Annotated in this window: 20 protein-coding genes; 12 read left to right on the top strand and 8 right to left on the bottom strand. The window is 66.9% G+C overall.

Translation table 11 applies throughout. The features are described from left to right. The first annotated feature begins 41 nt into the window (after positions 1–41). Both ACWDPV_RS00570 and ACWDPV_RS00565 read left to right on the top strand, forming a co-directional pair. Positions 42–1,718: a phospho-sugar mutase gene (locus tag ACWDPV_RS00570; RefSeq protein WP_449741335.1), complete on the top strand. Its 1,677-nt coding sequence runs from the start codon at positions 42–44 to the stop codon at positions 1,716–1,718. Between the two features lie 252 nt (positions 1,719–1,970). Continuing rightward, the gene (locus tag ACWDPV_RS00565) at positions 1,971–3,599 is read left to right on the top strand and encodes an HNH endonuclease (protein WP_449741334.1); all 1,629 of its coding nucleotides are present in this window, start codon (positions 1,971–1,973) and stop codon (positions 3,597–3,599) included. 92 nt (positions 3,600–3,691) lie between these two features. On the opposite strand, the gene ACWDPV_RS00560 is transcribed toward ACWDPV_RS00565, so the two are convergent. The 6 genes from ACWDPV_RS00560 to ACWDPV_RS00535 form a co-directional block, all read right to left on the bottom strand. Further along, entirely contained in the window at positions 3,692–4,393 is a 702-nt protein-coding gene (locus tag ACWDPV_RS00560) for a DUF6319 family protein (protein ID WP_449741333.1), read from the bottom strand. 37 nt (positions 4,394–4,430) lie between these two features. Continuing rightward, complete coding sequence (locus ACWDPV_RS00555) at positions 4,431–5,426, bottom strand: NAD-dependent epimerase/dehydratase family protein (RefSeq protein ID WP_449741332.1); 996 nt, start codon at positions 5,424–5,426, stop codon at positions 4,431–4,433. Then, entirely contained in the window at positions 5,423–6,466 is a 1,044-nt protein-coding gene (locus tag ACWDPV_RS00550) for a phosphotransferase (protein WP_449741331.1), read from the bottom strand. Before ACWDPV_RS00550 ends, ACWDPV_RS00555 begins: the two co-directional genes overlap by 4 nt. Continuing rightward, a complete protein-coding gene (locus ACWDPV_RS00545; protein ID WP_449741330.1) occupies positions 6,463–7,599 on the bottom strand; it encodes a TIGR03857 family LLM class F420-dependent oxidoreductase in 1,137 nt (378 codons plus the stop codon). Before ACWDPV_RS00545 ends, ACWDPV_RS00550 begins: the two co-directional genes overlap by 4 nt. Then, positions 7,596–9,185, bottom strand: coding sequence for a fatty-acid--CoA ligase FadD1 (gene fadD1, locus ACWDPV_RS00540; protein WP_449741329.1), 1,590 nt, complete (start codon positions 9,183–9,185; stop codon positions 7,596–7,598). The genes ACWDPV_RS00545 and fadD1 overlap by 4 nt, the downstream gene beginning before the upstream one ends. A 141-nt stretch (positions 9,186–9,326) precedes the next feature. Then, the gene (locus tag ACWDPV_RS00535) at positions 9,327–9,860 is read right to left on the bottom strand and encodes a hypothetical protein (RefSeq protein ID WP_449741328.1); all 534 of its coding nucleotides are present in this window, start codon (positions 9,858–9,860) and stop codon (positions 9,327–9,329) included. Positions 9,861–10,170: 310 nt separating this feature from the next. Between ACWDPV_RS00535 and ACWDPV_RS00530 the strand changes: the two genes are divergently transcribed. The 10 genes from ACWDPV_RS00530 to ACWDPV_RS00485 all read left to right on the top strand — a co-directional run bounded on the left by ACWDPV_RS00530 (position 10,171) and on the right by ACWDPV_RS00485 (position 22,543). Then, the gene (locus ACWDPV_RS00530; protein WP_449741327.1) at positions 10,171–11,082 is read left to right on the top strand and encodes a PaaI family thioesterase; all 912 of its coding nucleotides are present in this window, start codon (positions 10,171–10,173) and stop codon (positions 11,080–11,082) included. A 93-nt stretch (positions 11,083–11,175) separates the two neighbouring features. Next, the gene (locus tag ACWDPV_RS00525; RefSeq protein ID WP_449741326.1) at positions 11,176–11,985 is read left to right on the top strand and encodes a TIGR03084 family metal-binding protein; all 810 of its coding nucleotides are present in this window, start codon (positions 11,176–11,178) and stop codon (positions 11,983–11,985) included. Continuing rightward, on the top strand, positions 11,986–13,737 hold the full coding sequence (locus tag ACWDPV_RS00520; RefSeq protein WP_449741325.1) for an acyclic terpene utilization AtuA family protein: 1,752 nt from the start codon (positions 11,986–11,988) through the stop codon (positions 13,735–13,737). Between the two features lie 4 nt (positions 13,738–13,741). Continuing rightward, positions 13,742–14,902, top strand: a complete 1,161-nt coding sequence (locus ACWDPV_RS00515; RefSeq protein WP_449741324.1) for an acyl-CoA dehydrogenase family protein — start codon at positions 13,742–13,744, stop codon at positions 14,900–14,902. Beyond that, positions 14,899–16,497 carry an acyl-CoA carboxylase subunit beta gene (locus ACWDPV_RS00510; RefSeq protein ID WP_449741323.1) on the top strand — a complete coding sequence of 533 codons (1,599 nt, stop codon included), beginning with the start codon at positions 14,899–14,901 and terminating at the stop codon, positions 16,495–16,497. The genes ACWDPV_RS00515 and ACWDPV_RS00510 overlap by 4 nt, the downstream gene beginning before the upstream one ends. Positions 16,498–16,507: 10 nt before the next feature. Next, entirely contained in the window at positions 16,508–18,517 is a 2,010-nt protein-coding gene (locus ACWDPV_RS00505) for an acetyl/propionyl/methylcrotonyl-CoA carboxylase subunit alpha (protein ID WP_449741322.1), read from the top strand. A 13-nt stretch (positions 18,518–18,530) separates the two neighbouring features. Further along, the gene (locus ACWDPV_RS00500; protein WP_449741321.1) at positions 18,531–19,697 is read left to right on the top strand and encodes an acyl-CoA dehydrogenase family protein; all 1,167 of its coding nucleotides are present in this window, start codon (positions 18,531–18,533) and stop codon (positions 19,695–19,697) included. A 20-nt stretch (positions 19,698–19,717) separates the two neighbouring features. Beyond that, positions 19,718–20,515 carry an enoyl-CoA hydratase family protein gene (locus tag ACWDPV_RS00495; RefSeq protein ID WP_449741320.1) on the top strand — a complete coding sequence of 266 codons (798 nt, stop codon included), beginning with the start codon at positions 19,718–19,720 and terminating at the stop codon, positions 20,513–20,515. After that, positions 20,512–21,132, top strand: coding sequence for a TetR/AcrR family transcriptional regulator (locus tag ACWDPV_RS00490; protein ID WP_449741319.1), 621 nt, complete (start codon positions 20,512–20,514; stop codon positions 21,130–21,132). The genes ACWDPV_RS00495 and ACWDPV_RS00490 overlap by 4 nt, the downstream gene beginning before the upstream one ends. Before the next feature lie 364 nt (positions 21,133–21,496). Beyond that, on the top strand, positions 21,497–22,543 hold the full coding sequence (locus ACWDPV_RS00485) for a YdcF family protein (protein ID WP_449741318.1): 1,047 nt from the start codon (positions 21,497–21,499) through the stop codon (positions 22,541–22,543). A 147-nt stretch (positions 22,544–22,690) separates the two neighbouring features. On the opposite strand, the gene ACWDPV_RS00480 is transcribed toward ACWDPV_RS00485, so the two are convergent. Both ACWDPV_RS00480 and ACWDPV_RS00475 read right to left on the bottom strand, forming a co-directional pair. After that, positions 22,691–23,809, bottom strand: a complete 1,119-nt coding sequence (locus tag ACWDPV_RS00480; RefSeq protein WP_449741317.1) for an NDMA-dependent alcohol dehydrogenase — start codon at positions 23,807–23,809, stop codon at positions 22,691–22,693. A gap of 40 nt (positions 23,810–23,849) precedes the next feature. Further along, a complete protein-coding gene (locus tag ACWDPV_RS00475) occupies positions 23,850–25,343 on the bottom strand; it encodes an aldehyde dehydrogenase family protein (protein ID WP_449741316.1) in 1,494 nt (497 codons plus the stop codon). Positions 25,344–25,345 lie beyond the last annotated feature (2 nt).

The following is a 25,345-nucleotide window of genomic DNA, read 5'->3' as shown; positions in this document are numbered from 1 at the left end:
CCGCATCCGAGGCAGCGCGTCACCGTGGAACAATCCATGTAATGAGCGCGCTGATCGATCGGGCCCGGGAATGGGTCGAGCACGACCCGGATGCGGCCACCCGCACGGAGCTGACCACTCTGATCATGGCCGCGCAGGCCGGTGATGACGCGGCGCTCGCAGACCTGACGTCACGATTCGAGGGACCGTTGGAGTTCGGTACCGCCGGACTCCGTGCTGCGGTGGGGGCCGGTGAGTCCCGGATGAACGTCGCCGTGGTCATCCGGGCGACCGCCGGGTTGGCGCGCTACCTGATGGACACGGTGGGTGACGACATCACCGTGGTGGTGGGTTGCGATGCCCGCGAGGGCTCTTCGGACTTCATGGATGCCGCGTTGGAGGTTCTGTCGGGTGCCGGGTTCCGAGCACTTGCGTTGCCGAAACGACTGCCGACCCCGGTTACGGCATTCACCGTCCGTGGGGCGGGCGCCGAAGCGGGGATCATGATCACCGCATCGCACAATCCGCCGGGCGACAACGGTTACAAGGTGTACCTGGGAGGGCGTGCCACGGATGCCGACGGAGCCGGGGTGCAGATCGTGCCGCCCGCCGACGCGGAGATCGCCGCGCGCATTGCGGCGGTACCACCCGCCGACGAGGTGACACGCAGCACCGAAGGCATCGTTCCTCTCGATCCGAACGCAGTGGGTTCCTACGTCACGTTGAACGCCATGGCCCGGCGGTCGACGGAGTCGTCGTCGGTGCGCGTGGTGACGACGGCCATGCACGGCGTCGGCGGTGCCACACTCATGCGGGTCTTCGATCATGCCGGCATCACCGACGTCCATCCGGTGCCGGCGCAGCTCGAACCCGATCCGACCTTCCCGACCGTGGCGTTCCCCAACCCCGAGGAGCCCGGTGCACTGGACCTGGCGCTCGCGCTGGCCGTCGAGGTGTCCGCCGACGTGGTGATCGCCCTCGACCCGGACGCCGACCGATGCTCGGTGGCCATCCCACAACGCGATGGGAGTTGGCGGCAGCTCACCGGCGATGAGCTCGGTGCGCTGTTGGGGGAGCAGGCTGCCCAGGATTCGTCGCGGTCCGGGGACGTGTTGGCCTGTTCGATCGTCTCGAGCCGGATGCTCGGTCGAATCGCCGACGCCCATGGACTGCGGTGGGCGCAAACCCTCACCGGATTCAAGTGGATCGCCCGGACCCCCGGCCTGCGGTTCGGGTATGAGGAGGCCATCGGCTACTGCACCGACCCGAAGGCGGTTCGTGACAAGGACGGGATCGGTGCCGCCGTCCGCGTCGTGACACTCATCGAAGAGCTTGCCGCAGAGGGAAAGACACTCGAGGATCAACTCGATCACCTGGCCCGGTTGTACGGGTTGTACGCCACCGGTCAGCTCAGTATCCGCGTCGCCGATGTAATGCTGATAGCCGACGCCATAGCCCGGCTGAGAGCGAACGGCATTGTGTCGCTGGCCGGTTCGCCCGTGGTGCAGTACACGGACCTCGCGTTGGGTGACGCGGGATTGCCGCCGACGGATGGGCTGCTCTACCGGACGGCTGCCGACGACCGCGTCATCATCCGCCCATCGGGCACCGAACCAAAACTCAAGTGCTACATCGAAGTGGTCCTCGCTGTCGACGAGGCCGGCGACATCCCGCGAGTTGACGCAGCACAGCGGATCGATACGATCAACGCGGAACTCGCTACGCTGCTGCAGCTTTAGCTCGACCGTCGGGTGCGCCGAGCGACCCGGTCCACCCGCTGGTCGAGTGCGCCGCGCGGGCGATGCGAGCTCGTTGCGCATCGAGGCCACTTCCGTACGACGGCAGCGAAACCAGACCAGCGACAACCGAAGCCAACGCTGTGGGAACCGACAGCGTTCACCCCCACCAGATTCCGCGCGGAGCAGTTTGTCGGTGCCCCTCGATATACTTGTCACAGTTCAGTTGAAGGGATCGCAGAGGGGGTGAATATCATGGCCGACACCAGAATTCGCACGACTATCGCGCCGGAGTTGTCGATGACCGCCGACGACGCGGCCATGATCGATCACCTTCCCGTCGAGTCGGCGACCGCTCTGGCCCGATCGTTGCAACGCCAGGAACGGCAGGTGATCGCTCGGAAGGTGTTGTCGGCGGCGCGGGTCGGGCATGCCGTGTACGACGAGATGCTGCTGTCGGGTCATCAGACCAACGTGTACACCACCGGTGGCGTCGACAAGGCTGCGACCGGCACGGTGTCGACCGCGCTGGGTGTGTCGGTGCCGCAAGCCACGGCGTGGATGACGTTGAGTTTCTTGCTGTCGACGCTCCCGACGGTGACCGCGGCGTTCCTGGCCGGTGACCAGTCGCTGGAACGTATCCGCATCATCGCCGACGAGATCAGCGTGCTGTCCGATGACGATGTGCGCGCGTTCGCCGAAACCCGCGCACTGCAACTCGCCGGACGTCATCAGGCGGATACGACATTGCGGGATCAGGTCGCCGAGATGGTGATCGCCCTGGATCCCGACGGTGCCGCCGACCGACGCGAGGAAGCCGCCGCACGCGATCAGAACGTGCGGGTCCGTCGGGACACCAACGGGCACTGCAGCATCTCCGTCTACGCACCAGGCGAGATGGGTGCCCATCTGGCGGCGCGGATCGCACAGATGATCAGTGAGCGGATCTGCCCACGTGATCGGCGTCGCCGCGGTCAGATGCAGGTCGCGGCGTTCGCCGAAATCCAAGGACTACCCGGCGCGTACCTGTCGTGTGAGTGCGGGCGGGGTGACTGCTCGCGGGCGATCCCGTTGCCGGAAGAACCCTGTGGCCTGACCGACCTCGACATCGACCCCGACGCGGCTGATCCGTCTGGTGATGTCGACGCCGAGCGTGGTGAGGCTGATGAGATCACCGAACCCGAGACGACCGTCGATCCCCAGACGGTCACCGACGGCGACGCTGACTGTGACGACGCTGATTGTGCGGCAACAAATACCGTCGAGCCGCAACCCGACACAGACACCGACACAGACACCGACAGTGATTCACAGTTGTCGCTGTCGTTGATCACCGACCCATCCGGACAGCGGGAAGCCCGACTGGAATACTTCGGCGTGATTGACGAAGCTCACGCCCGAACGCTGATCAATTCGGGACAGCTGGTCACCGTCACCGAGTTTCCCACCCTGGACATACCCGGCATCAGCACCACCACCTCACTGGATCGGATACCGGCGGCGTGGCGTCGTCTCGACGACCCGTTCCCCGCAACCCCGATCGACCCCACCGGACACGGCGGATATCTCCTCCCACCACCGGGTGCGTTGACATATCGGATACCAGCCTGGTTACGGGAGAAAATCATCGAATTGGATGGCACCTGCCGGTATCCGCAGTGCGGACGCCCGGCCAGTGACTGCCAGATCGACCACCTGGTGAAATTCGTGCACCAGGATCCGATCACCGGTGGCTGGACGGTGGAATTCAACCTGATGCCGCTGTGTACCCCGGACCACCAACGCAAACACATGGGCTTGTTGATCCCCACCATGCTCGCCGATCGGGCGGTCATCTGGCGCGACCCCGTCACTGGGGAGACCATCACCACCTATCCGCGGTAGGCGGCCGGCTTCGGCCTGCTTCCGGGTGGTGCTGCGCTGCAACCGGTTTCCGGCATCAGGTTGCGAAAGTGGTCTCGAGCTCGCATCGAAGACTACTCTGCCGCCGGAGTCTGACCGTCGAGGTGCGCCAGAACTGCTCGTGCGGATTCGAGTTCGCGGCTGAGGTCGTCGATGCGCTGTTGTGCCGCCGCTCGCGCCGATTCGATCACGCCGTCTACGGCGGTGATCGCCGTGGGATCTCCGAGTTCGCGCATCGCTTTCGCCACTCGCTCCGCGGGCACTTCCGTTGGCCTGCCCTGCTTCTTGCTTCCGTGGGACACCGACACCGTCCAGGTCGTGTCGCTCGCCGACGTGACGGTGACGGTGACCGCTCCGGATGGGGCCTTGGGTCGCCTCGGAGCTTTCACCGAGGCGGGCTTCGGTGGAGGTGCAGGTGCCGGCACCGGCGCTGGTGTCTGCCGCCGGACCGTCTCCCGCAGGACCGGTTCGGCAATAGGCTCCGGCCGGGGCGTGGATCGTCGAGGCGTTGACGTCGCCGCGCCCGCGGTAGGTCGGGTCTTGAGCAGTTCGTCGGCGTCGAACGGCAACTGATCCTCGACACCCTTCGGGCTGATGATCACGGTGGACCCATCGATGGAGATCACGCGCGCCGATACGCCTGCCGCGAGATCCAGTGACGGCATGGGGTCTCGAAGGTAGACGGTGACCCGCTTACCCGCGGCGAGTCCCGCCGACAAGGATTCCAGGTCCTCGGTGCTCAGGCCGGTCTGTCGTCGCGATGCCATGCGCTCCATGTTCGCACATGCGTACGAATCACGTCACGCTGACCCGCTATCGCGATCGTCTCCGCTGCACCCAATACCGGGCCGCGGCGCGGACGGACTCCTCAACGGGACGCGGATGCCAATCCAGATCTCTGGTCGTGGCCGAGTGATCCATCGGTGACATGACGTGCATCAACCGCACAGTGTCGACCGAAAGCTGTTGCTGGGTATGGGTGATCCGTGAGCGGAGGTCGCCTGCGACACCGAGGGCATACATCGCCGGGCGGGGGAGTGTCGGTCGCGGGGGCGCCACACCCGCCTCGTCGGCGGCCATCGCGATGATGTCACCGAGGTCGAGGAACTCGGCGCTGACGATGTAGCGCCTGCCGATCGTGCCCTTCTGCGACGCGCGTACGAGGGCATCGGCCGCGTTGTCGACGCCGACGGTCTCCGCTCGCATCCCCCGGACACCGAACGGAAGCCTGCCGAGTGCGGCTCCGGCGACGAAGGCACCGTGCGGTGTCGGCTTGTGATCGCCCGCGCCGTAGGTGTTGGAGACGCACATCGCCATCGCGGGCACGCCACGATCCGTCGCCGCCAGCGCGACGCGCTCACCCTCGACCCGCGAGCGGACATAGGTATTGGCGTGCGACTCCCAATTGAAGGCATCGTCGGGGGTGGCGCGACGCCCGCGGACCCGACCGATCGTGCACATGCTCGACGTGTAGACGAAACGATGCAGGTCGGCCCGGGCCGCAACGTCGAGAACGGCATCCAGTACCTCGACATTGCTGTGCCACAATGACTTCGGATCACGAATCCATGCCCGGGTATCGACCGCGCAGTAGATGGCGGCCTCGGCGCCGTCGAGGGCACGGCCGACCGCATCCCCGTCGCCGAGCTCACCGACGACCCGGTCGACGTCGAGATCGTCGAGATCGCGGGTGTCGGAGGTGGGCCGCACCATCACCCGGACTTCTCGACCCGAGTCGAGAAGCCGACGGACCACGTGAGAGCCCAGAAAACCGTTGGCGCCGAACACCGTCGTCACCCCGGAACTCATGGCATGAGGTCCGGCGAGTGATCGGTGATCGCCACCGTGGCGCGACGCAGCATCGTCGCGAACATGGCGTCGCCGCGTTCGGTGGGCGTCGCCGCCCCGGCACCGAACACCACGATCAGCGGCGCCTGCAGGAGATCGGCGACGTAGTCATCCCAACACTGCTCCGCGGAGTACCCGTCGATGCCCGCGGCGAGCAGTGCCTGACGATAGGCCTCGACGATGGCGCGTTCATGGCGGCGTCGGTCGTCCACCTCGAGGCTTGAGGCCAGCAGGAAGGCGAGGTCGCGCATCGGCGAACCAGTGGTGATGGTCTGCCAGTCGATCACGGTGACCGCACCGTCGGAACCGAACAGGACGTTGTCGATCCGCATGTCGCCGTGGATCAGTGCGGTGTGCCCGCGCGCGGCGATCAGCCAGTCACCGGCGGTGGCGACGAGCCAATCGAGGACCTCGGATTCCGCGGCGTCCGGCGTGAACCGTTCGCGGAACGCGTCGGTCATCGGGGCGAGTACCGACTCCATCAACTCCCGGTCATCGGCGGTCGGCAGCGGAAAGCGTTGCAGCAGCGCGGGATCATCCCACGTCGGCGCGTGCAGACCGGCCGCGGCGACGGCGACGGACCGTGCCTGCTCCGGGGTGCAGCCGGCGATCTGGTCACCCTGAACGGCGTCGCCCATGTCCTGCAACAACAGGACGAACTCGGTGCCGTCCACCGATATGGCCGACGCGTAGCACTCGGGTAGCGGAACATGCAGCCGCGCCGCGAAATCCGAGTAGAAATCCACCTCGTTGCGGAATGCGCCGGAGGCGAACTGACGTTGCGGCAGGTCACCGGTTGCCAGCTTCGCGATCATCGTCGTCGGCACGTCACCGGCAGCCAGGTCCAGCCGCAGGCGATACGACCCGGCCATCTGCCCGGTACCCACCGCGGTGTAGGTGACGCCCCGCACGTCGGCGGGGAGACCCGCATCGACGAGCAGCGCGGTGAGGACATCCGGGGTGAGCTGATCCGGCGAGATGGGAATGATGGCGGCGCTCACGCGGGCACCACTCGTCCCGGATTCACGGGCAACGCCGCCGACGGTCGAACCCCCAGGCCCCGGTAGCTCCCGACGATCTCGGTGACCTCCGTCGGAGCCACACCATGCAGAATCACCGAGTCCACACCCAGATCAAACTGGGCGGCGACGGCCCGCGCGCACTCGTCCGCCGAGCCGGTGGCACAGTCGGCGACCCAACCGGCCGGTATCGCCGCGGCGAGTTCGTCGAGTTCCGCCGCGGTGGCCGTCGCGTCAAGGGGACCGCGTGCTGCGCTGAAGGCCGACGTGGCGCGGATCCGCTCGAGATCGTCGGTGCTCCAGCGATTGGCGGCCATCAGCACGTCGGGATAACCCTGCAGGTAGGTGGCGAGACGCCCATACAGCCGGCGTGTGCAGTCGGTCTCCTCGAGGTGATCGGGAACCGTGGCGAGGACCGACCAGATCCGCACCGACGCCGGATCGCGCCCGGCGCGCTGCGCACTGTCGCGGACACGGGCGACAGCGCTACGCGTCGACTCGGCGTCGAGAAAGGTGTGCAGCACAACGCCATCGGCGATGCGTCCGGCGAGTTCCAGTGTCTTCGGTGACATCGTCACCACCATCACCGCCGGTGGCGGTGTGACCGAAATCCCCAGGGTGAGAAGTGGATAGGTTCCTTCCGGGCCGTCGTGCCCGATGATCATCTCGCCGTTCCACAGTCGCCGCAGGATCGAGATCATGTCCTCGATCCCGGCGCCGGTGATCACCGGCAGCCCGAGAATCTGCCACTGGGCGGTGATCCCGCGTCCGAGTCCGAGTGCGAACCGGTGATCGGAGAGTTCGGCCAACGTGGCACCCATCGTCGCGGTGACGATCGGATGGCGCGTGGTGTGATTGGTGGCGGCGGTGGCGATGCCCAATCGGGTGGTGGCGGCGGCAAGCGCGCCGGACAGTACGGCGGCGTCCTTGACGTTGAAGCGTTCGGAGACGAATGCTGTTCCGAGGCCGATGGTTTCGGCGTGACGTGCCTCATCGACCAGCTCCGACGGATGGACCGGATGCCGCGACAGCGCGTAATAGCCGAGTTCGGTCAGAGTGTCCGGAACCGCCGTGGATGTCGGGGACGCCGTGATTGTGGTGGACGCCGGCGTCACGCCGGGACCTGCGTGGCGATGCGGTAGGTCCGGGTGCGGGGCTCCCGGACCCACAGCACGCCGTCGCCCGCGGTGGCGCCCTCGGCCTTGAGGGTCCGCTTGACGATCTTGTTGGTGGCGGTGGTCGGTAGGGACTCGGCGATCCGCACGAAACCGGGCCACGCCTTGGGGGAGAGGTCGGGTTGATCGGCGAGCGCGGCGGTGAACTCGTCGGGGGAGAGCGCCGCGTCGTCGTCGAGGACGATCGCGGCCATCACCGCGTCGCCCACCTGATCGTCGGGAACCGGATAGACGGCCACCTGATTGACGCCCGGAATGCGTTGCAGGATACGTTCGATGGGCCCGGCGGTCATGTTCTCGCCGTCCACCCGCATCCAGTCCCCGGAGCGTCCGGCGAGGTAGATCCAGTCGTCGGCGTCGCGGTAGGCGAGATCGCCCGACCAGTACATGCCCTCGCGCAGCCGGTCGGCCGTGGTGGCCTCGTCGTTGTAATAGCCGCTGAAAAGCCCCGCGCCGGAGGTGTTCACGAGTTCGCCGACGGCCTCGTCGGCATTGGTCAGGGCGCCGTTCTCGTCGAACTCGGCGACGGCGCATTCGGTGACGGTGGCCGGGTTGTACACGGCCACACCGGGAAAGCCCTTCCCGATCGAGCCGGTCGGGGTGCCGGGCTCGCGGGTGACGATGATCGCCAGTTCGCTGGATCCGTAGCCGTCCCACACTTTGCAGTCGAAGCGTCGCGCGAAGTCGTCGATGTCGTGGTCGGTGGCTTCGTTGCCGAAGGCGGCACGCAGCGGGTTGTCGGCGTCGTCGGGCTGTTCCGGCGTCGCGAGGATGTAGGCGAGGGGTTTGCCGACGTAGTTCATGTACGTCGCGCCGTGCCGACGGATGTCGTCGAGGAAGGTCGACGCGGAGAAGCGGGCGGGCACGATGGATGCGCCGCTCGCCGCGGCGACGCAATAGCCGCCCAGCAGCGCCGCGGAATGGAACAACGGCATCGACAGGTAGCAGACGTCGTCGGCGGTGATCCCGAACTTCTCCACCAGCGGCGGTCCGGCGAACGGAATCAGCATGTGCGCAAGCCGAACCGGCTTGGGATTGCCGCTGGTGCCGGAGGTGAAGATCAACATGAAGGGGTCCATCGGCCCCGGCTCGGAATGCGGAACCAGCTCGCCGGCGTCGGCGAGCAGCGATGTCCACTCGGGGCTGGACGTCTCGAACACCGTCACCCCGGGAAGCTCGAGGCCGTCGAGGAGCCCGCGGTGTTCGGCGTCGGTGAGCAGGATCTGACAATCGGCGCGGAGGATGTCGCCGGCCAGTGCCTCGCCGCGGCGGGTGTTGTTGATGCCGGCGGTCACGTACCCGCCGAGCGCGCCCGCAGCGATGGCGGTGAGCATGGTCGGGGTATTCCCGAGCAGCGTGCCGATGTGCATGGGCCGCTGCGGGTCGGCGGCGGCGAGGACGACCGACGCCATCCGGCGTGCGTCATCGAGATGCTCGCGCCAGGTCCGTTTGCTGCCCTGGTAGGTGATCGCGACGTGATCGTCGTCGGCGCGTTCGAGGAGGAGCTGGGTCACGGTGTCGGCCATGACCCAAATCTAGAACCTGTTCCAGAATTGCGTATACAGATTTCTGAAATTGTCTACTCTGCTCGATGGCGGCACAGACGACGATCGCCGACGGCCCCGGGTGGGGAGTCCATCGGCGATCGTGTGGTGTGAAGGAGAAACTCAGCGGTGCAGCGTCGCGGTGCCCGGCGTGAGGGTGAACGTATCGCCGCCCTTGCCGAGCACGGTGACCGTCAATTTCAGTGTGCCGGAACCGGTTTCCAGCGCCGGGCTCAGAGCGGGCTTGCCGTCCTGGCAGGCCGCGAAGGTCGTGTCGGCGGTCCGGTGAGTCGATGTGTTGGTCCAGGTGACCGCGACCATCGCATCACTCAGCGTGGTGGCGCAGGCGTCCTTGGGCATCGGCTCGAGCCAGATGACCGTGGCGTCGTCGGCGACCGCCGCGGCGGCCAGTGGCGCGACGAAACCGCCGGCGATCATCGCTCCCGAACGGCTCAGTCCGACGGTCGGGGTCTGCTGCGAAGCGTCGAGCGTCTTGGCGGCGGGGGTGGTCTGGGTGGTCTCCGGCGCGGTGGTCTCCGGCGCGGTGGTCTCCGGCGCGGCGAATGCGACGCCCGCTGCCAGTGGTGTGGCCAGTGCTCCCGCGGCCAGTCCGGCGGCGAGCATCATGCGTCGACCCGCGATTCGTTTCTGCAACATTGGTAACATCAGCCCCTTCCGTCTCACGACGCTAGCAGCCGGAGGTGCCCCGGTTCAACGTGGAGACGCTGTTCGTTATCGACGCGAAGCATGCGTCGGGGGTAAAGCTACCGCGCCCGAACGGGGTGCTCACCCGGTCGCGACCTGAATCACACAGTCGCGACCCGAATCACACAGTCGCGACCTGAATCACACATGGGCGTGCGTGGTGCTGCCCGCCCCGGCGGTCGGTGATAGGACTGCACAGGTGAGTGACGTGGTGGCGCGGACGGTGACAACAGAGGATTCGGCCAGGGCAGGGGAGCGGACCATGACAGGCGACAACACGGCCGGACGGAATCCAATGTCGGTGTTCCATATCGGTAACCTGACGGTCTCGGGAACCGCGGCCCGTGCGCAGCAGCAGCTGTGTGCGCAGTTCGTCGACCATCGTGGCCGCATCGACATGCCGGCCTACGGTGTGCTGTTCGACGATGTCGGCGGCATTCCGTTTCATCTCGCCGGCAAGGAGTCGGGGGCGTTGTCGATGCAGGCACGGCTGACCATGTCGGCTATGGGGTACGTGGCCCCCGACGACCGGCTAACCGCCGCGGCCGACGTCGAGATGTCCGACGAGCACACCGGCGTGACACCGGTGCGGATCACCACCGGCACCGGGCATCTGTGCTGCGTCGGGACCGCGCGCAACATGCGCGTCGGACGTGCCACCGCCGACGGGACCGAAGAGTCGCAGGCGGCAGTGGAGCTGCCCGACTGCGCCGACACCCACGGTGTGCGGCTCCCCGAACCGATACCCGCGGCCCTCGAGGGACGTGACGTGGTGGCGCAGATCGCGGCGCGGGTGCGGGAGGCGGGCCCCCTCGCCGACCTTCTCAACGGGCGCATCGAGATCCCCGATGCGTCGGCCGGGTTGCGGTTCGTCGTCGACACCGAACCGTGGATGGGCAACGTCTTCGGAACGATGCACGGCGGGGTGATCGCCACGATCGTCGGCCAGGCGTTCTCCTTCGCCGGCCAGGCCCATGCGGGCGCGGGACGCGACTACCACCTGGCCGACATGTCGCTCGGCTTCTTCCGGTCGCCCGCGGTGCACAGCACCCAGGTGATCGTCGACGTCGAGCCGGTCAAGGTGGGGCGTCGCATCGCGTCCTTCTCGGCGCGGATGATCGGCCACGACGGGACGCTGCTCAGCGAGGGCGTGGCCGACGTGCACTATCGCTGACGCCGCCCTGTCCGGGCCATGACCGGCAGGCGTTCGGAACAAAAACAATCATGCGTGCTTGATTCTTTTGATCGATTGTGTGACGCTGATCGCATGTCGATCGTGCACCAGGTCGTCGCCGACCTCGCCGCCACATCCGCCGAACTCGACGACCTCGTCGCCGGCCTCGCCGACGAACAGTGGGTCACACCCACACCTGCCGCCGGGTGGACCATCGCCCATCAGATCGCGCACCTCGCGTGGACCGACGAGGTGGCGGCGATCGCGGCCACCGATCCCGAGCGATTCGCCGAGATCACCAGGGAGGCGATGACCGATCCGTCCGGGTTCGTCGACGCCGCCGCGGAGGCGGGAGCGGGGCAACCACCGCGGCAACTCCTCGATCACTGGCGGGCGGTGCGGGCATCCCTGGAACGCGCACTCCTCGACGTCCCCGATGGCGCCAAGATCCCGTGGTTCGGCCCGCCGATGTCCGCGTCGTCGATGGCCACCGCCCGACTGATGGAGACGTGGGCGCACGGCCTCGACGTCGCCGACGCGCTCGGCGTGCGCCTGCCGGTCACCGACCGCATCAAGGCGGTCGTCCACATCGGGGTCCGCACAAGGGATTTCGCGTACGCCGTCAACGGGAAGACGCCGCCGGGCGCACCGTTTCGCTTCGAGATCACCGCACCGTCGGGCCAGGTGTGGACGTGGGGACCCGCCGACGCCACCGACGTGGTGGCCGGTCCGGCACTCGACTTCTGCGAACTGGTCACCCAGCGGCGCGCACTCGCCGACCTCGACCTGCAGATCGTCGGTGACGATGCGCGTGAATGGGCAACGATCGCACAATGTTTCGCCGGTCCCCCGGGCTCGGGGCGAGCGCCGAGCGGAACCGAGCACGCCGGGAAGGACAGCTAGATGACCGCCACAGTGGTGCGGATCGGCAATGCGTCGGGGTTCTACGGGGATCGCTTCGCGGCGATGCGGGAGATGCTCGAGGGGGGTGAACTGGACTACCTCACCGGCGACTACCTCGCCGAACTCACCATGCTGATCCTGGGCAAGGACCGCCTGAAGGACCCGACGACCGGATACGCCAAGACGTTCCTGCGGCAGATGGAGGAGTGCCTCGGACTCGCCGTCGACAAGGGCGTGCGCATCGTCGCCAACGCCGGCGGGCTCAATCCGCACGGACTGGCCGTCGCGCTGCGGGAACTCGCCGAGCGGGTGGGCGTCGACGTCGGTGTGGCATTCGTCGACGGAGACGATCTGCTCGACCGCGCCGACGAACTCGGACTCGGAAAACCGTTGACCGCCAACGCCTATCTCGGTGCCTTCGGCATCAAGACCGCACTCGACTCCGGGGCCGACCTCGTCGTCACCGGACGCGTCACCGATGCCTCGCTCACCGTCGGGCCCGCCGCGAGCGCCTTCGAGTGGGATTACGACGACCTCGATGCGCTGGCCGGTGCGGTGGTCGCCGGTCACGTCATCGAATGCGGTACCCAGGCCACCGGCGGCAACTACGCCTTCTTCACCGAACTCGACCTGACGAGCACCCCCGCCGCCGGACACCTCGGATTCCCGATCGCCGAGATCGCCGCCGACGGATCGTCGGTGATCACCAAACATGCCGGCACCGGCGGGGCGGTGACCGTGGGAACCGTGACCGCGCAACTGCTCTACGAGGTCGGCGGACCCCGATACCTCGGACCCGATGTGACCACCCGTCTCGACACCATCTCCCTGGCGTCGGACGGACCGGATCGTGTGTCGATCAGCGGTGTGACGGGTGAAGCGCCCCCGGAGACCACCAAGGTGTCACTGAATCACCTTGCCGGAGTGCGCAATGAGATCACCATGATCCTCACCGGACTCGACATCGAGAAGAAGGCCGAACTGTTCCGGTCACAGTTCCGCGCCGCACTGCCGAGCGAACCCGAACAACTCACCTGGGAACTGTCCCGCCTCGACCGCCCGGACGCGACCACCGAAGAGCAGGCCTCGGCACTGCTGCGGTGCGTGGCCCGCGACCCCGACGGCACCAAGGTCGGCCGCGCATTCTCCTCCACCGCAGTGGAATTGGCCCTGGCCAGCTATCCCGGCTTCAGCATGACCGCGCCCCCCGGACCGGGATCGCCCTACGGGGTCTTCGAACCCGGGTACGTCGACGCCGCGGCCGTCGAGCACCGCGTCGCGTTCGCCGACGGTGTGGTCGAACGCATCGAACCGTCGCCCCTGCGGGCACCGGTGCCCGCCGACGAGGTCGACCATCGCGCCGCGGGCGGTGCGGCCGCCGACCCCGAACCCACCGCCGTGCTGCCGCTGGGCACCATCGCCGGTGCCCGCAGCGGAGACAAGGGCGGAAGCGCGAACATCGGTGTGTGGGTGCGTGATCCGGACCATTTCGAATGGCTCGACACCACCCTGGACACCGACCTGCTGACCGAACTGCTGCCGGAGATCGACGGATTGACGGTGCGCCGCTACCGGCTTCCGAACCTGCTTGCGGTCAACTTCGTCATCGAGGGAGTGCTCGGACGCGGCGTCGCCGACAACGTCCGCTTCGACCCGCAGGCCAAGGGCATGGGGGAGTGGTTGCGCTCGCGGCCGGTACCCATCCCGCTGCGTTTCATCGAGAAAGTCACCGTCGCCGACGACAAGGACTGAGCCCGTGCCCATCACCAGTCCCATCTGGGACAGCCCCGAACGACTAGCCCTCCGCGAGACCGTACGCGGTTTCGTGAACCGACACATCCTGCCGCACGCGGCGGACTGGGAACGCGACGGGGAGATCCCGCGCGCTGTCCACCGGGAGGCCGCCAAACTCGGTCTCTTCGGACTCGGCATCCCCGAGGAGATCGGTGGATCGGGTGGCGACCTCGTCGACGCGTCGATCCTCGGCGAGGAACTGCATTACGCCGGCGCCCCCGGGGGGGTGTTCGCGTCACTGTTCACCCACGGCATCGCGCTACCGCACCTGATCGCCGCCGGCGACCCCGCACAGATCGACCGCTGGGTACGTCCCACCCTGGCCGGCGAGATGATCGGCAGCCTGGCCATCACCGAACCCGGCGGCGGTAGCGACGTCGGGCACCTGACCACGCGCGCCGACCGCGACGGGGACGAATTCGTCGTCAACGGCGCCAAGACCTACATCACCTCCGCGGTGCGCGCCGACTTCGTGGTGACCGCGGTGCGCACCGGCGGACCGGGTGCCTCCGGCGTGTCCCTGCTGGTGATCGAGAAGGGCACACCGGGTTTCACCGTCACCCGCAAACTCGACAAGATGGGATGGCGCAGTTCCGACACCGCCGAACTGTCCTTCGTCGACGTCCGGGTACCCGTCGCGAACCTGGTCGGCCGGGAGAACTCCGGATTCGCCCAGATCGCGGCGGCCTTCGTGACCGAACGGTCATCGCTCGCGGTCCAGGCGTACGCCAGTGCCCAGCGGTGCCTGGACCTCACCCTGGAGTGGGCGCGGCAGCGCGAGACCTTCGGCAAACCGCTCATCGCACGACAGTCGGTGCAGGACACGCTCACCGAGATGGCCCGGCGCATCGACCTCGCCCGCACCTACACCCGCGCGGTGGTCGAACGGAAGATCACCTCCGACGACGACCTCATCGCCGAGGTGTGCTTCGCCAAGAACACCGCGGTGGAAACCGGAGAATGGGTGGCCGACAGGGCCGTTCAACTCTTCGGTGGTCTCGGCTACATGACCGGAACCGAAGTGGAACGTCAATACCGCGACATGCGCATCATCGGCATCGGCGGGGGAACCACCGAGATCCTCACCGGTCTCGCGGCAAAACGATTGGGGTATCAGCAGTGACGGCAATCCGTTCCACCCTCGACGCGAACGACGAGCAGTTCGTGGGCAACCGCGAGTTGATGCTCGCCAAACTCGACGAACTGAACACCGAACTCGACAAGGCACTCGCCGGCGGTGGCGAGAAGTACGTTGCGCGGCACCGTAAGCGCGGCAAGATGACCGCCCGGGAGCGGATCGAACTGCTCGTCGACGAGGACTCCGCCTTTCTCGAACTGTGTCCGCTGGCCGCGTATGGTTCCGACTTCACCGTCGGGGCGTCGGTGGTGACGGGCATCGGGGTGGTCGAGGGTGTCGAATGCGTGATCGTCGCCAACGATCCCACCGTCAAAGGTGGCACCTCCAATCCCTGGACCCTCCGGAAGATCCTGCGCACCAACGACATCGCTTTGGCGAATCGGTTGCCGGTGATCTCGCTGGTGGAGTCCGGTGGTGCCGACCTGCCCACTCAGAAGGAGGTCTTCATCCCGGGTGGGCGGATGTTCCGGGATCTGACGCGACTGTCCGCGGCCGGCATCCCGACCATCGCGCTGGTGTTCGGCAACTCCACCGCCGGCGGCGCCTACGTCCCGGGGATGAGCGATCACGTCGTCATGATCGAGGGCGCCTCCAAGGTGTTCCTCGGTGGACCGCCGCTGGTGAAGATGGCCACCGGTGAGGAGAGCGACGACGAATCCCTCGGCGGCGCACAACTGCACGCCCGCCAGTCGGGTCTGGCCGACTACTACGCCGCCGACGAGCAGGATGCGGTGCGCATCGGCAGGCGGATCGTCGCGCGCCTCAACTGGCGCAAGCGCGGGCCGGCGCCGTCGGTCGACGTCGTCGAACCCCGCTACGACACCGAAGAACTGCTCGGCATCGTGCCCGGCGACCTGAAGATCCCGTTCGATCCGCGGGAGGTCATCGCCCGCATCGTCGACGGCAGTGACTTCGACGAGTTCAAACCCGAGTACGGCAACTCGCTGTGCACCGGGTGGGCGAACATCCACGGCTATCCGGTGGGCATCCTGGCCAATGCCCAGGGTGTGCTGTTCAGCGCCGAGGCCCAGAAGGCGGCGCAGTTCATCCAACTCGCCAACCGCTCGGATACGCCACTGCTGTTCCTGCACAACACCACCGGCTACATGGTCGGCAAGGAATACGAACGCGGTGGGATCATCAAACACGGTTCGATGATGATCAATGCCGTCTCGAATTCGACCGTGCCGCACATCTCGGTGCTGATGGGTGCAAGTTACGGGGCCGGTCACTACGGGATGTGCGGGCGGGCCTACGACCCGCGATTCCTGTTCGCCTGGCCCAGTGCGAAATCCGCGGTGATGGGTGCGGCGCAACTCGCGGGCGTCATCTCCATCGTGTCGCGCGCGGCCACCGAGGCGCGCGGCGGAGTTGTCGACGAGGCCGCCGACGCCGCCATGCGGCAGATGATCGAAGGACAGATCGAAGCCGAGTCGGTACCGGCTTTCCTGTCCGGGATGCTCTACGACGACGGGGTGATCGATCCCCGGGACACCCGCACGATCCTGGGTCTGACCCTGTCGGCGATCCACAGTGCGCCGGTCGAGGGGACGTCGAACTTCGGCGTCTTCCGGATGTGAGGGGAACACCGTGACCAACCTGATCACCAGAGTCCTCGTCGCCAACCGCGGCGAGATCGCCGCCCGGGTCTTCGCGACCTGCCGCCGGATGGGAATCGGCACCGTCGCAGTGTATTCCGACCCCGACGCCGGATCGCCACATGTGTCCGCCGCCGACGTCGCGGTACGTCTGCCCGGTTCGACGTCCGCCGACACCTACCTGCGGGGCGAACAGATCATCGCCGCCGCGCAGTCCGCGGGCGCCGATGCGATTCACCCCGGATACGGATTCCTGTCCGAGAACGCCGAATTCGCGCAGGCCGTGATCGACGCCGGACTGACCTGGGTCGGTCCGCCGCCGGCGGCGATCACCGCGATGGGCTCCAAGGTCAACGCCAAGAAGCTGATGGCCGACGCGGACGTACCGGTGCTGGGCGACATCGACCCGGCCGCGGTGACCGACGCCGATCTGCCGTTGCTGATCAAGGCGTCGGCCGGTGGTGGCGGCCGCGGTATGCGGATCGTGCGCGACCTCGCCGAACTCACCGACCAGGTGGATGCGGCCCGCCGGGAGGCCCAGGCGGCTTTCGGCGACCCGACGGTGTTCTGCGAACCGTATGTGGAGCGTGGGCATCACATCGAGGTGCAGGTGATGGCGGATGTGCACGGAGCGATCTGGGCCGTCGGCGAACGCGAATGTTCCATCCAGCGTCGACACCAGAAGGTCGTCGAGGAGGCGCCCGCGCCCCTGGTGGAAAGCATCGGTCAGCAGATGCGTGAAAAACTCTACGCCGCAGCGCGATCGGCGGTCGAGGCAATCGGCTACACCGGCGCCGGAACGGTGGAGTTCCTGGCCGACGAGAGCGGGCGATTCTACTTCCTGGAAACGAATACCCGTCTCCAGGTGGAGCATCCGGTGACCGAACTGACCACCGGCACCGACCTCGTCGAATGGCAGTTGCGGGTGGCGATGGGCGAGCACCTCGACGTGTCGGCACCGACGACGAACGGCGCGGCCATCGAGGTCCGGCTCTACGCCGAGGACCCGGCCGCCGACTGGCAACCGCAGTCGGGCACCGTCCACGCCATCGACATCCCCGCGGCAACACATTTCGACGGTCTGAGCCGGCCCGGGGTGCGTGTCGACTCGTCGATCGCCGACGGTTCGGAGATCTCCACGTTCTACGATCCGATGCTGGCCAAGGTCATCTCGTGGGCACCCACGCGGGACCGGGCGGCAGCCATGCTGGCGCAGGCCTTGGCGGATGCAACCCTGCACGGTCCTGTCACCAACCGGGACATGTTGGTGAACATTCTGCGGGAGAAGACCTTCCGCGCGGGGGAGACCGACACCGGATACCTCGACGAGGTCGGACTGGACACCCTTGCGGCGCCGCTCGCCGACGGCGAGGCGATCACCCTCGCGGGCATCGCCGCGGCGCTGTCGGATGCGGCGGTCAACCGGTCGCGTGCGCGGGTGCAGTCGACCCTGGCGCCGGGTTGGCGGAACATGGCGTCGGCTGCGCAGTCCAAGGGCTATCTGCTGCCCGATGACACCGAGGTGACGGTGCGTTACCGGCACACCCGCGACGGTATCGGTCTGCCGGATTCGCCGGAGCTGTCGGTCATCTCGGCTTCCGACGGCGAGGTGGTCGTGGTCGGCGCCGACGGGGTACGCCGACGCCTACGGGTGGCACGGTACGGCGGCGACGACATCTACGTGGACGGCCCGGGCTGGTCGTTGCATCTGCGTCGCAAGCCACGTTTCGTCGATCCGACCGCCGTCGCCCGACCGGGGTCGCTGCTGGCGCCGATGCCGGGGGCGGTGATCCGGGTGGCCGTCGCCGAAGGCGACCGGGTAACCGCGGGGCAGCCGCTGATCTGGCTGGAGGCGATGAAGATGGAACACACCATCTCGGCGCCCGCCGACGGCATCGTCGCCACGCTCGCCGTCGAGGCCGGCCGGCAGCTGGCGGTCGGCGACGTCCTGGCCGTCATCAGTGATCCCGATTCCGACACATCCGACGCACGATCCGAGTGAGACAGGACATCCCATGACCGAGAATCCTTTTGTCGAGACACCCGAACGGGCCGAACTGCGTGCCGCGGTCGCCGGTCTGGCGGCCAAGTATGGGCAGGATTACTTCCGCGAATGCGCACGCGAGGGCCGCAAGACCGACGAATTGTGGGAGGAGGCAGGAAAACTCGGCTTCATCGGGGTGAACCTGCCCGAGGAGTTCGGTGGCGGTGGCGCCGGCATGTACGAACTGTCCATCGTGATGGAGGAACTCGCCGCCGCCGGGACGAGCCTGCTGATGTTGGTGGTGTCGCCGGCGATTTGCGGAAACGTGATCGCCCGGTTCGGCACCGACGATCAGAAGCAGCGGTGGCTGCCCGGCCTGGCCGACGGGTCGATCACCATGGCGTTCGGGATCACCGAGCCCGACGCGGGTTCGAACTCGCACAACATCACCACCACCGCCAAGCGTGACGGTGACGAGTGGGTGCTCAATGGTCGCAAGATCTACATCTCCGGGGTCGACCAGGCGCAGGCGGTACTGATCGTGGCCCGCACCGAGGATGCGAAGACGGGGCGGCTCAAGCCGACGTTGTTCATCGTGCCCACCGACACACCGAATTTCGAGTACCGCCAGATCGAGATGGAACTGCAGAACCCGGAGAAGCAGTTCCTGCTGTTCTTCGACGACGTCCGGCTACCGGCCGATGCGTTGGTGGGTTCGGAGGATGCGGCGATCAGTCAACTGTTCGCCGGCCTCAACCCGGAGCGCATCATGGGTGCGGCGTCGGCGATCGGGATGGGCCGGTTCGCGCTGTCGCGGGCCGTCGAGTACGTCAACGACCGCACGGTCTGGAAGACGCCGATCGGCGCACATCAGGCGATCGCGCATCCGTTGGCGCAGGGCAAGATCGAACTCGAGATGGCCAAGCTGATGATGCAGAAGGCCGCCACACTGTATGACGCCGGCGATGATTGGGGTGCAGCCGAGCCGGCGAATATGGCGAAGTACGCCGCTGCGGAGGCGTGCGTCAAGATCGTCGATCAGGCCGTTCACTCACTCGGCGGCAACGGGTTGACGTCCGAGTACGGTTTGGCGCCGATGCTGTCGCTGGCACGGATCGCGCGGATCGCGCCGGTCAGTCGTGAGATGATTCTGAATTTCGTGGCTCAGACGAGTCTCGGGTTGCCCAAGTCGTACTGAGACGAGAGGTGGGGTGCATCATGGCCGACGGAACCGTTGAGGTTGTCCATTCGTCGACCGTCGACGGCATCACGACGTTGACGCTGGATTCACCGAAGAACCGGAATGCGTTGAGCACGAGCCTGGTGACGCAGTTGCTCGACGGGTTGGTCTCTGCAGCAGACGATCCCGAGGTGCGGGCAGTGGTGCTGACACATTCGGGTAACACGTTCTGTGCGGGGGCCGACCTGAGCGAGGCGTTGGCTCGTGGTGCGAGCGTCGAGGAGGCATCGGCGGCCGGGACGGAGGCGATGCTCGGACTCATTCGCTCGATCCTCGAATCGCCGAAGCCGGTGATCGCGCGGATCGACGGTCATGTTCGGGCAGGCGGACTCGGTCTGATCGGCGCATGCGACATGGTGTTCGCCGGTCCCGCATGCACGTTCGCGCTCACCGAGGCGCGGCTGGGATTGGCGCCGTCGGTGATCTCGTTGGTCTTGTTGCCCAAGATGTCCGCACGATCGTCGGGGCGGTACTACCTGACCGGTGAGACGTTCGACGCCGAGACCGCCGAACGGGTCGGGCTGGTGACGCAATCCGCTGGTGGTGTCGCAGATCTCGACGATTGCCTGGCGAGCGCGTTGACTGGAATCCGGAAGGCGTCGCCGCAGGGTTTGGCGGCCTCGAAGGCTCTCACCACGACGGCGGTCCTCGCAGCATTCGAGACGTATGGCCGTCGGCGTGCCGAGGAATCGGCAGCGTTGTTCGGTAGCGATGAGGCTCGGGAGGGGATGACGGCGTTCCTGTCGAAGCGTCGGCCGTCGTGGGATCTGGCATGACCACCGCACGATCGAGTGTCCCGCGCGAGCCGCAGCAGGAGCGATCCCGACTGACGCGAGAACGGTTGCTGCGGGCGACAATCGACACCTTGGCACGCGACGGTTGGGCCGCGGCGACGGTGTCCATCGTGGCGGAGCGGGCCGGTGTGTCGCGTGGGGCGGCGCAGCATCACTTCCCGACGCGGGAAGCCCTGATCACGGCCGCGCTCGAGCAGGTCTTCGAGGACATGACGGCGTCTGCGTCGACAGTGCAGGATGAGATGCCCGATGGTGACGATCGGGTGGCCGCAGCGATCGACCGGGCCGTCGCCCTCTACACGGGGGTGACGTTCAAGGCGGCACTGCAGGTGTGGGCCGCCGCAGCATCCGATCCCGCACTGCGCGAACTGATCTTGCCGCTCGAGGCGAAGTTCGCCCGCGCCGCACATCAGGTGACGGTGGCGATGCTCGATCCGTCGGGCGCGAACCCGAAGGTTCACCGGATCGCGCAGATCACCCTCGACCTCGCGCGTGGACTCGGCCTGGCCGACACACTGTCCGACGATTCGCACCGACGAGAACAGGTGGTGGCGTCGTGGACGGAGATGGTGTCGGACGCGCTGCGTACCGATCTCTGACGAGACGGCCGTCGAACGTGACGACACCGGGTGTCGGCGTTGATGTTTCACTGTGGAGGTTCCAAGGAACACTCCCGCTGGTCGAGCAGCCCGACAAGCTCGGCCCCGGCGGACTCGGACTTCGCTGGCGCTCCGTCCGGCTCGACCGGCGTGATGGGCCGACTCGACCGTAATCCCTGCGCTGTCAACGGGATGGAGGGCGTTGTCAACGGGATGGAGGGCGCTGTCACCGGGATGGAGCGCTGTCGGTGAAATGCGGAGCGCTGTTACAGAGCGCGAGGTGCTGTCGGCGGCCCCGGGCGCGGTGGGCCGAGCGCGTTCGGGAAGAAGTGGGTGCCGGCACAGTGCTGGCACACTGGTCGACGTGGATGTCCTTGCGGTGGTGTGTGTTCTCTTGCTGGTGATCGGCGGCTATCTCGCGTGGCGCGAACCCCGTCGACTGCTGCCCGCGGTGTTTCTGGCCACTGCCGTTTCGGTTCTGGTGGCGGATGTGAGTCTCGCACTGGTATCGGGAACCTCGCAATTGACTGCTGCGTGGCTTCTGCTCGGCGCCGGGATGGTGGCGCTGCTTGCTGTCGCCACACTCGGCGTTGCGTTGATCATCAACGGAATCAAGCTGATCGGCCGGGAGGGCTTCGGCGTGACGATGTCGCTGTCGGCTGCCCTGGGGACTGTTCTGGTCGTGTACGCGGTTTCGGTTGTCGTCGGCGTCGTCGTCGGATGGAGCGACTCCTCCGCGAGCAACACGATTCTGCTGATCCTGCTGGCCCTGGCCTTACCGGCCGGCTACCTCGGCTTCGTGTTCGCCATCGTCGTCGGCTGGTCATATGCCTACGTACGGTGGGGTGCGATCCGTGCGCGGCGGGAGCCGGTTGACGCCATCGTGGTCCTGGGTGCCGGACTGAAGAACGGCACCACCGTCGGACCACTGTTGGGCGCGCGACTGGACCGCGCGCTCGAGGTGGCGCGGCGCTCACGCGAGTTCGGCGCCGACCCCGTTATCGTCAGTTCCGGTGGACGTGGCTCGGATGAGGCGCGCTCCGAGGCGTCGGCGATGACTGAGTACCTGGCCCGGCGGGGCATGCCCACCGACAGGCTGCTGAGCGAGGACCGTTCGACCGATACTGCTGAGAATCTGCGCTTCTCGGCACAGATGCTGGCCGACAAAAACATCCGGGGAACCGCTGCGGTGGTGACGAATGACTACCACGTATTCCGTGCGGCAACCATGATGAGAGAGGCCGGTATTCGTGGCTTCGGCACCGGTGCACCGACGGCACCCTACTTCATGCCGAATGCCGAGATCCGCGAGTACGTTGCGATCCTGCGTGATCACCGGTGGGTGACCGCGGGCGCCCTGGTGCTCCTCTCGATGCCGTTGGTGCTCGTGCTCGTTGGGCTGATCGCCTGAACGGAAACTTGAGCGCTGTCAACGGAAACTTGAGCGCTGTCAACGAGCAACCGGGCGCTGTCACTGTGCGCATGGAACGGCCCGGGAACGACGGCGGGGCGGCGCGTCGTACCCGGGCCGGGTCTGGAACCGATCAGCGGCTGCCGATCAGCTGTCGTGGATGATTACGCCGCGAATGTTCTTGCCGTCGCGGAGATCCTGGTAACCGTCGTTGACCTGGTCGAGCGTGTAGGTCTGGGTGATCAGTTCATCGAGCTTGAGCTGTCCGGCGTCGTAGAGGCGCAGCAGTTTGACGATGTCGTACTGCGGGTTGGCCGAGCCGAACAGCGATCCCTTGATGGTCTTCTGGTTCAGCGTGAGATCGGTTCCCGAGACATGCACGGTGAGCTTGGTCGGGTCGGCGAGACCGGTGATGACGACGGTGCCGCCCTTCCCGACCACCGCGGTCGCGCTCTGCACCACCTGCTCGTCGACGGTGCCGACGAGAATCAAGGCCTGATCGGCACCCTGACCCCAGGTGAGCTCGTTCACCTTGGCGGCGGCCTCGTCGGCATCGGCGAAGGCGTGGGTGGCGCCGAACTTGATCGCGGTATCCCGCTTGAGAGCAATCGGATCGACGACCACGACGTACTTGGCGCCGGCCGATACCGCGCCCTGCACGGCGTTGATGCCGAGTCCACCGATGCCGTAGATCACCACGGTGTCACCGGCGCGCACACCGCCGGCGTAGACCGAGGTGCCCCATCCGGACGGCACGCCGCAACCGACCAGCACTGCCTTGTCCAACGGCAGCCAGTCGTCGACCTTCACCACCGAATGCTGGCTGATGGTGGCCCGCTCGGAGAATGTGCCAAGCATGCACATCGCGCCGAAATCGTCGCCACCGGAATGGAATCGGAACGAGCCGTCGGGCATCGAGCCTTCCAGGATGGTGGCGCCCATGTCGCAGAGGTTCTGGCGGCCGGTCGAGCAGTATCGGCAGGTGCCGCAGTTCGGGATGAAGCTGCAGACGACGTGATCGCCGACCTTGACCTTGGTGACGCCGGGCCCGATGGCCTCGATGATGCCGGAGCCCTCATGTCCGCCGACGATGGGATAGCGCGGCGGGAGGTCGCCGTCGGTGAGGTGCAGGTCGGAATGGCAGAGACCGGCCGCGGTGTACTTGATCAGGACCTCGCCTTCGCGGGGCTCGTCGAGATCGAGTTCGACGAGTTCGAACGGCTTGCCGGGTCCGGTGAGGACGGCGGCCTTGGTGGTGAGCGTCATGGATGACTCCTTCGGTGCAGAGTGATATCGAAAAGAACTGTCAGAGTGCGATGTTGACGGCCTTGGTCTGGGTGTAGAGGTCGATCGCGGACGAACCGAGTTCGCGTCCCCACCCGGACTGCTTGTAGCCGCCGAACGGCATCGCGGTGTCGAAGCCGTTGTACTGGTTGACCCACACCGAGCCGGCCTTGATCTGCCGTGCCGTCTTGTGGGCCTTCGACAGATCCTGGGTCCAGATGCCCGCGGCGAGACCGTAGATCGAGTCGTTGGCCGCGGCGGCCACACCGGTGTCGGCGTCGAACGGCATCGCTGCGACGACCGGACCGAAGATCTCCTCCTCGACGATCGAGAAATGGGGTTCGACGTCGACGAAGACGGTCGGTTCGATGAAGAAACCCTCATCGCCCCAACGCTTTCCGCCGGTCAGGGCGCGGGCGCCGTCGGCCAGGCCGGCCGAGAGATAGCCGGACACGCGGTCGAACTGTTCCTGGCTGACCAGCGGTCCGAGTTCGGTGGACGGGTCGAGTCCGGGTCCGATCTTCGCCTGCGAGGCGGCCTCGGCGACGGCGGCGGTGAAGTCGTCGAAGATGGGACGTTCGACGAACAGCCGGGTGCCGGCCACACAGCACTGCCCGTGGTTGAACATCCAGGCGGCGACGGATCCGGCGACGGCCTTCTCGAAGTCGGCGTCGGCGAACACGATGTTGGGGCTCTTGCCGCCGAGTTCCAGCGACACCTTCTTGAGGTTGCCCTTGGCGGCGTCGACGATCTTCTTGCCGACCTCGGTCGATCCGGTGAAGGCGATCTTGTCGACGTCGTCGTGCGCCGACAGTGCGGCTCCGGCGTCGCCGAATCCGGTCACGATGTTGACGACCCCGGGCGGGAATCCGGCCTCCTGGAAGACCTCGCCGAGCAGCAGTGCCGTGAGTGGGGTCTGCTCGGCCGGCTTGAGGATGACGGTGTTGCCCGCAGCGAGCGCCGGAGCCAGCTTGAACGCGGCCATCAACAGTGGGAAGTTCCACGGCACGATCAGGCCGCACACGCCGACCGGCTCACGCACGGTGTACGCGTGGAACTCGCCACCGGGGACGAAGGGCATCGACACGTCGACGGTGGAACCGGTGATCTTGGTGGCCAGGCCGGCGTTGTAGCGGAAGATGTCGGCCGACCAGGCGGTGTCGACGGCGGTGGCGATGGTCGCGGCCTTGCCGTTGTCGAGGGCCTCGAGCTGACCGAATTCCGCGGCCCGTTCGGTGAGGATGTCACCGACGCGCCACAGCAGCCGCTCGCGTTCGTTGGGCTTCATCCGCGACCACGGTCCGTCGAACGCCTCGCGCGCCGCGCGGACCGCACGGTCGACGTCCGCGGATCCGCCGTGGGCGACCGAGGTGATGGTGCGGCCGTTGGCCGGATCGATCGTCTCGAAGGTCTGCCCCGACTCGGCCCACACCCATTCACCCCCGATCAGCATCTGCCGGTCGGTGGAAATGAAGTCCCGAACGCGGGGGAGAAGTTCGGTGGCGACGGCGGTCATGT

It is taken from the genome of Gordonia sp. NPDC003504 (assembly GCF_053587995.1).
Note: the sequence above shows the minus strand (reverse complement) of the source record. Positions and strands in the feature narration are given on the sequence as shown.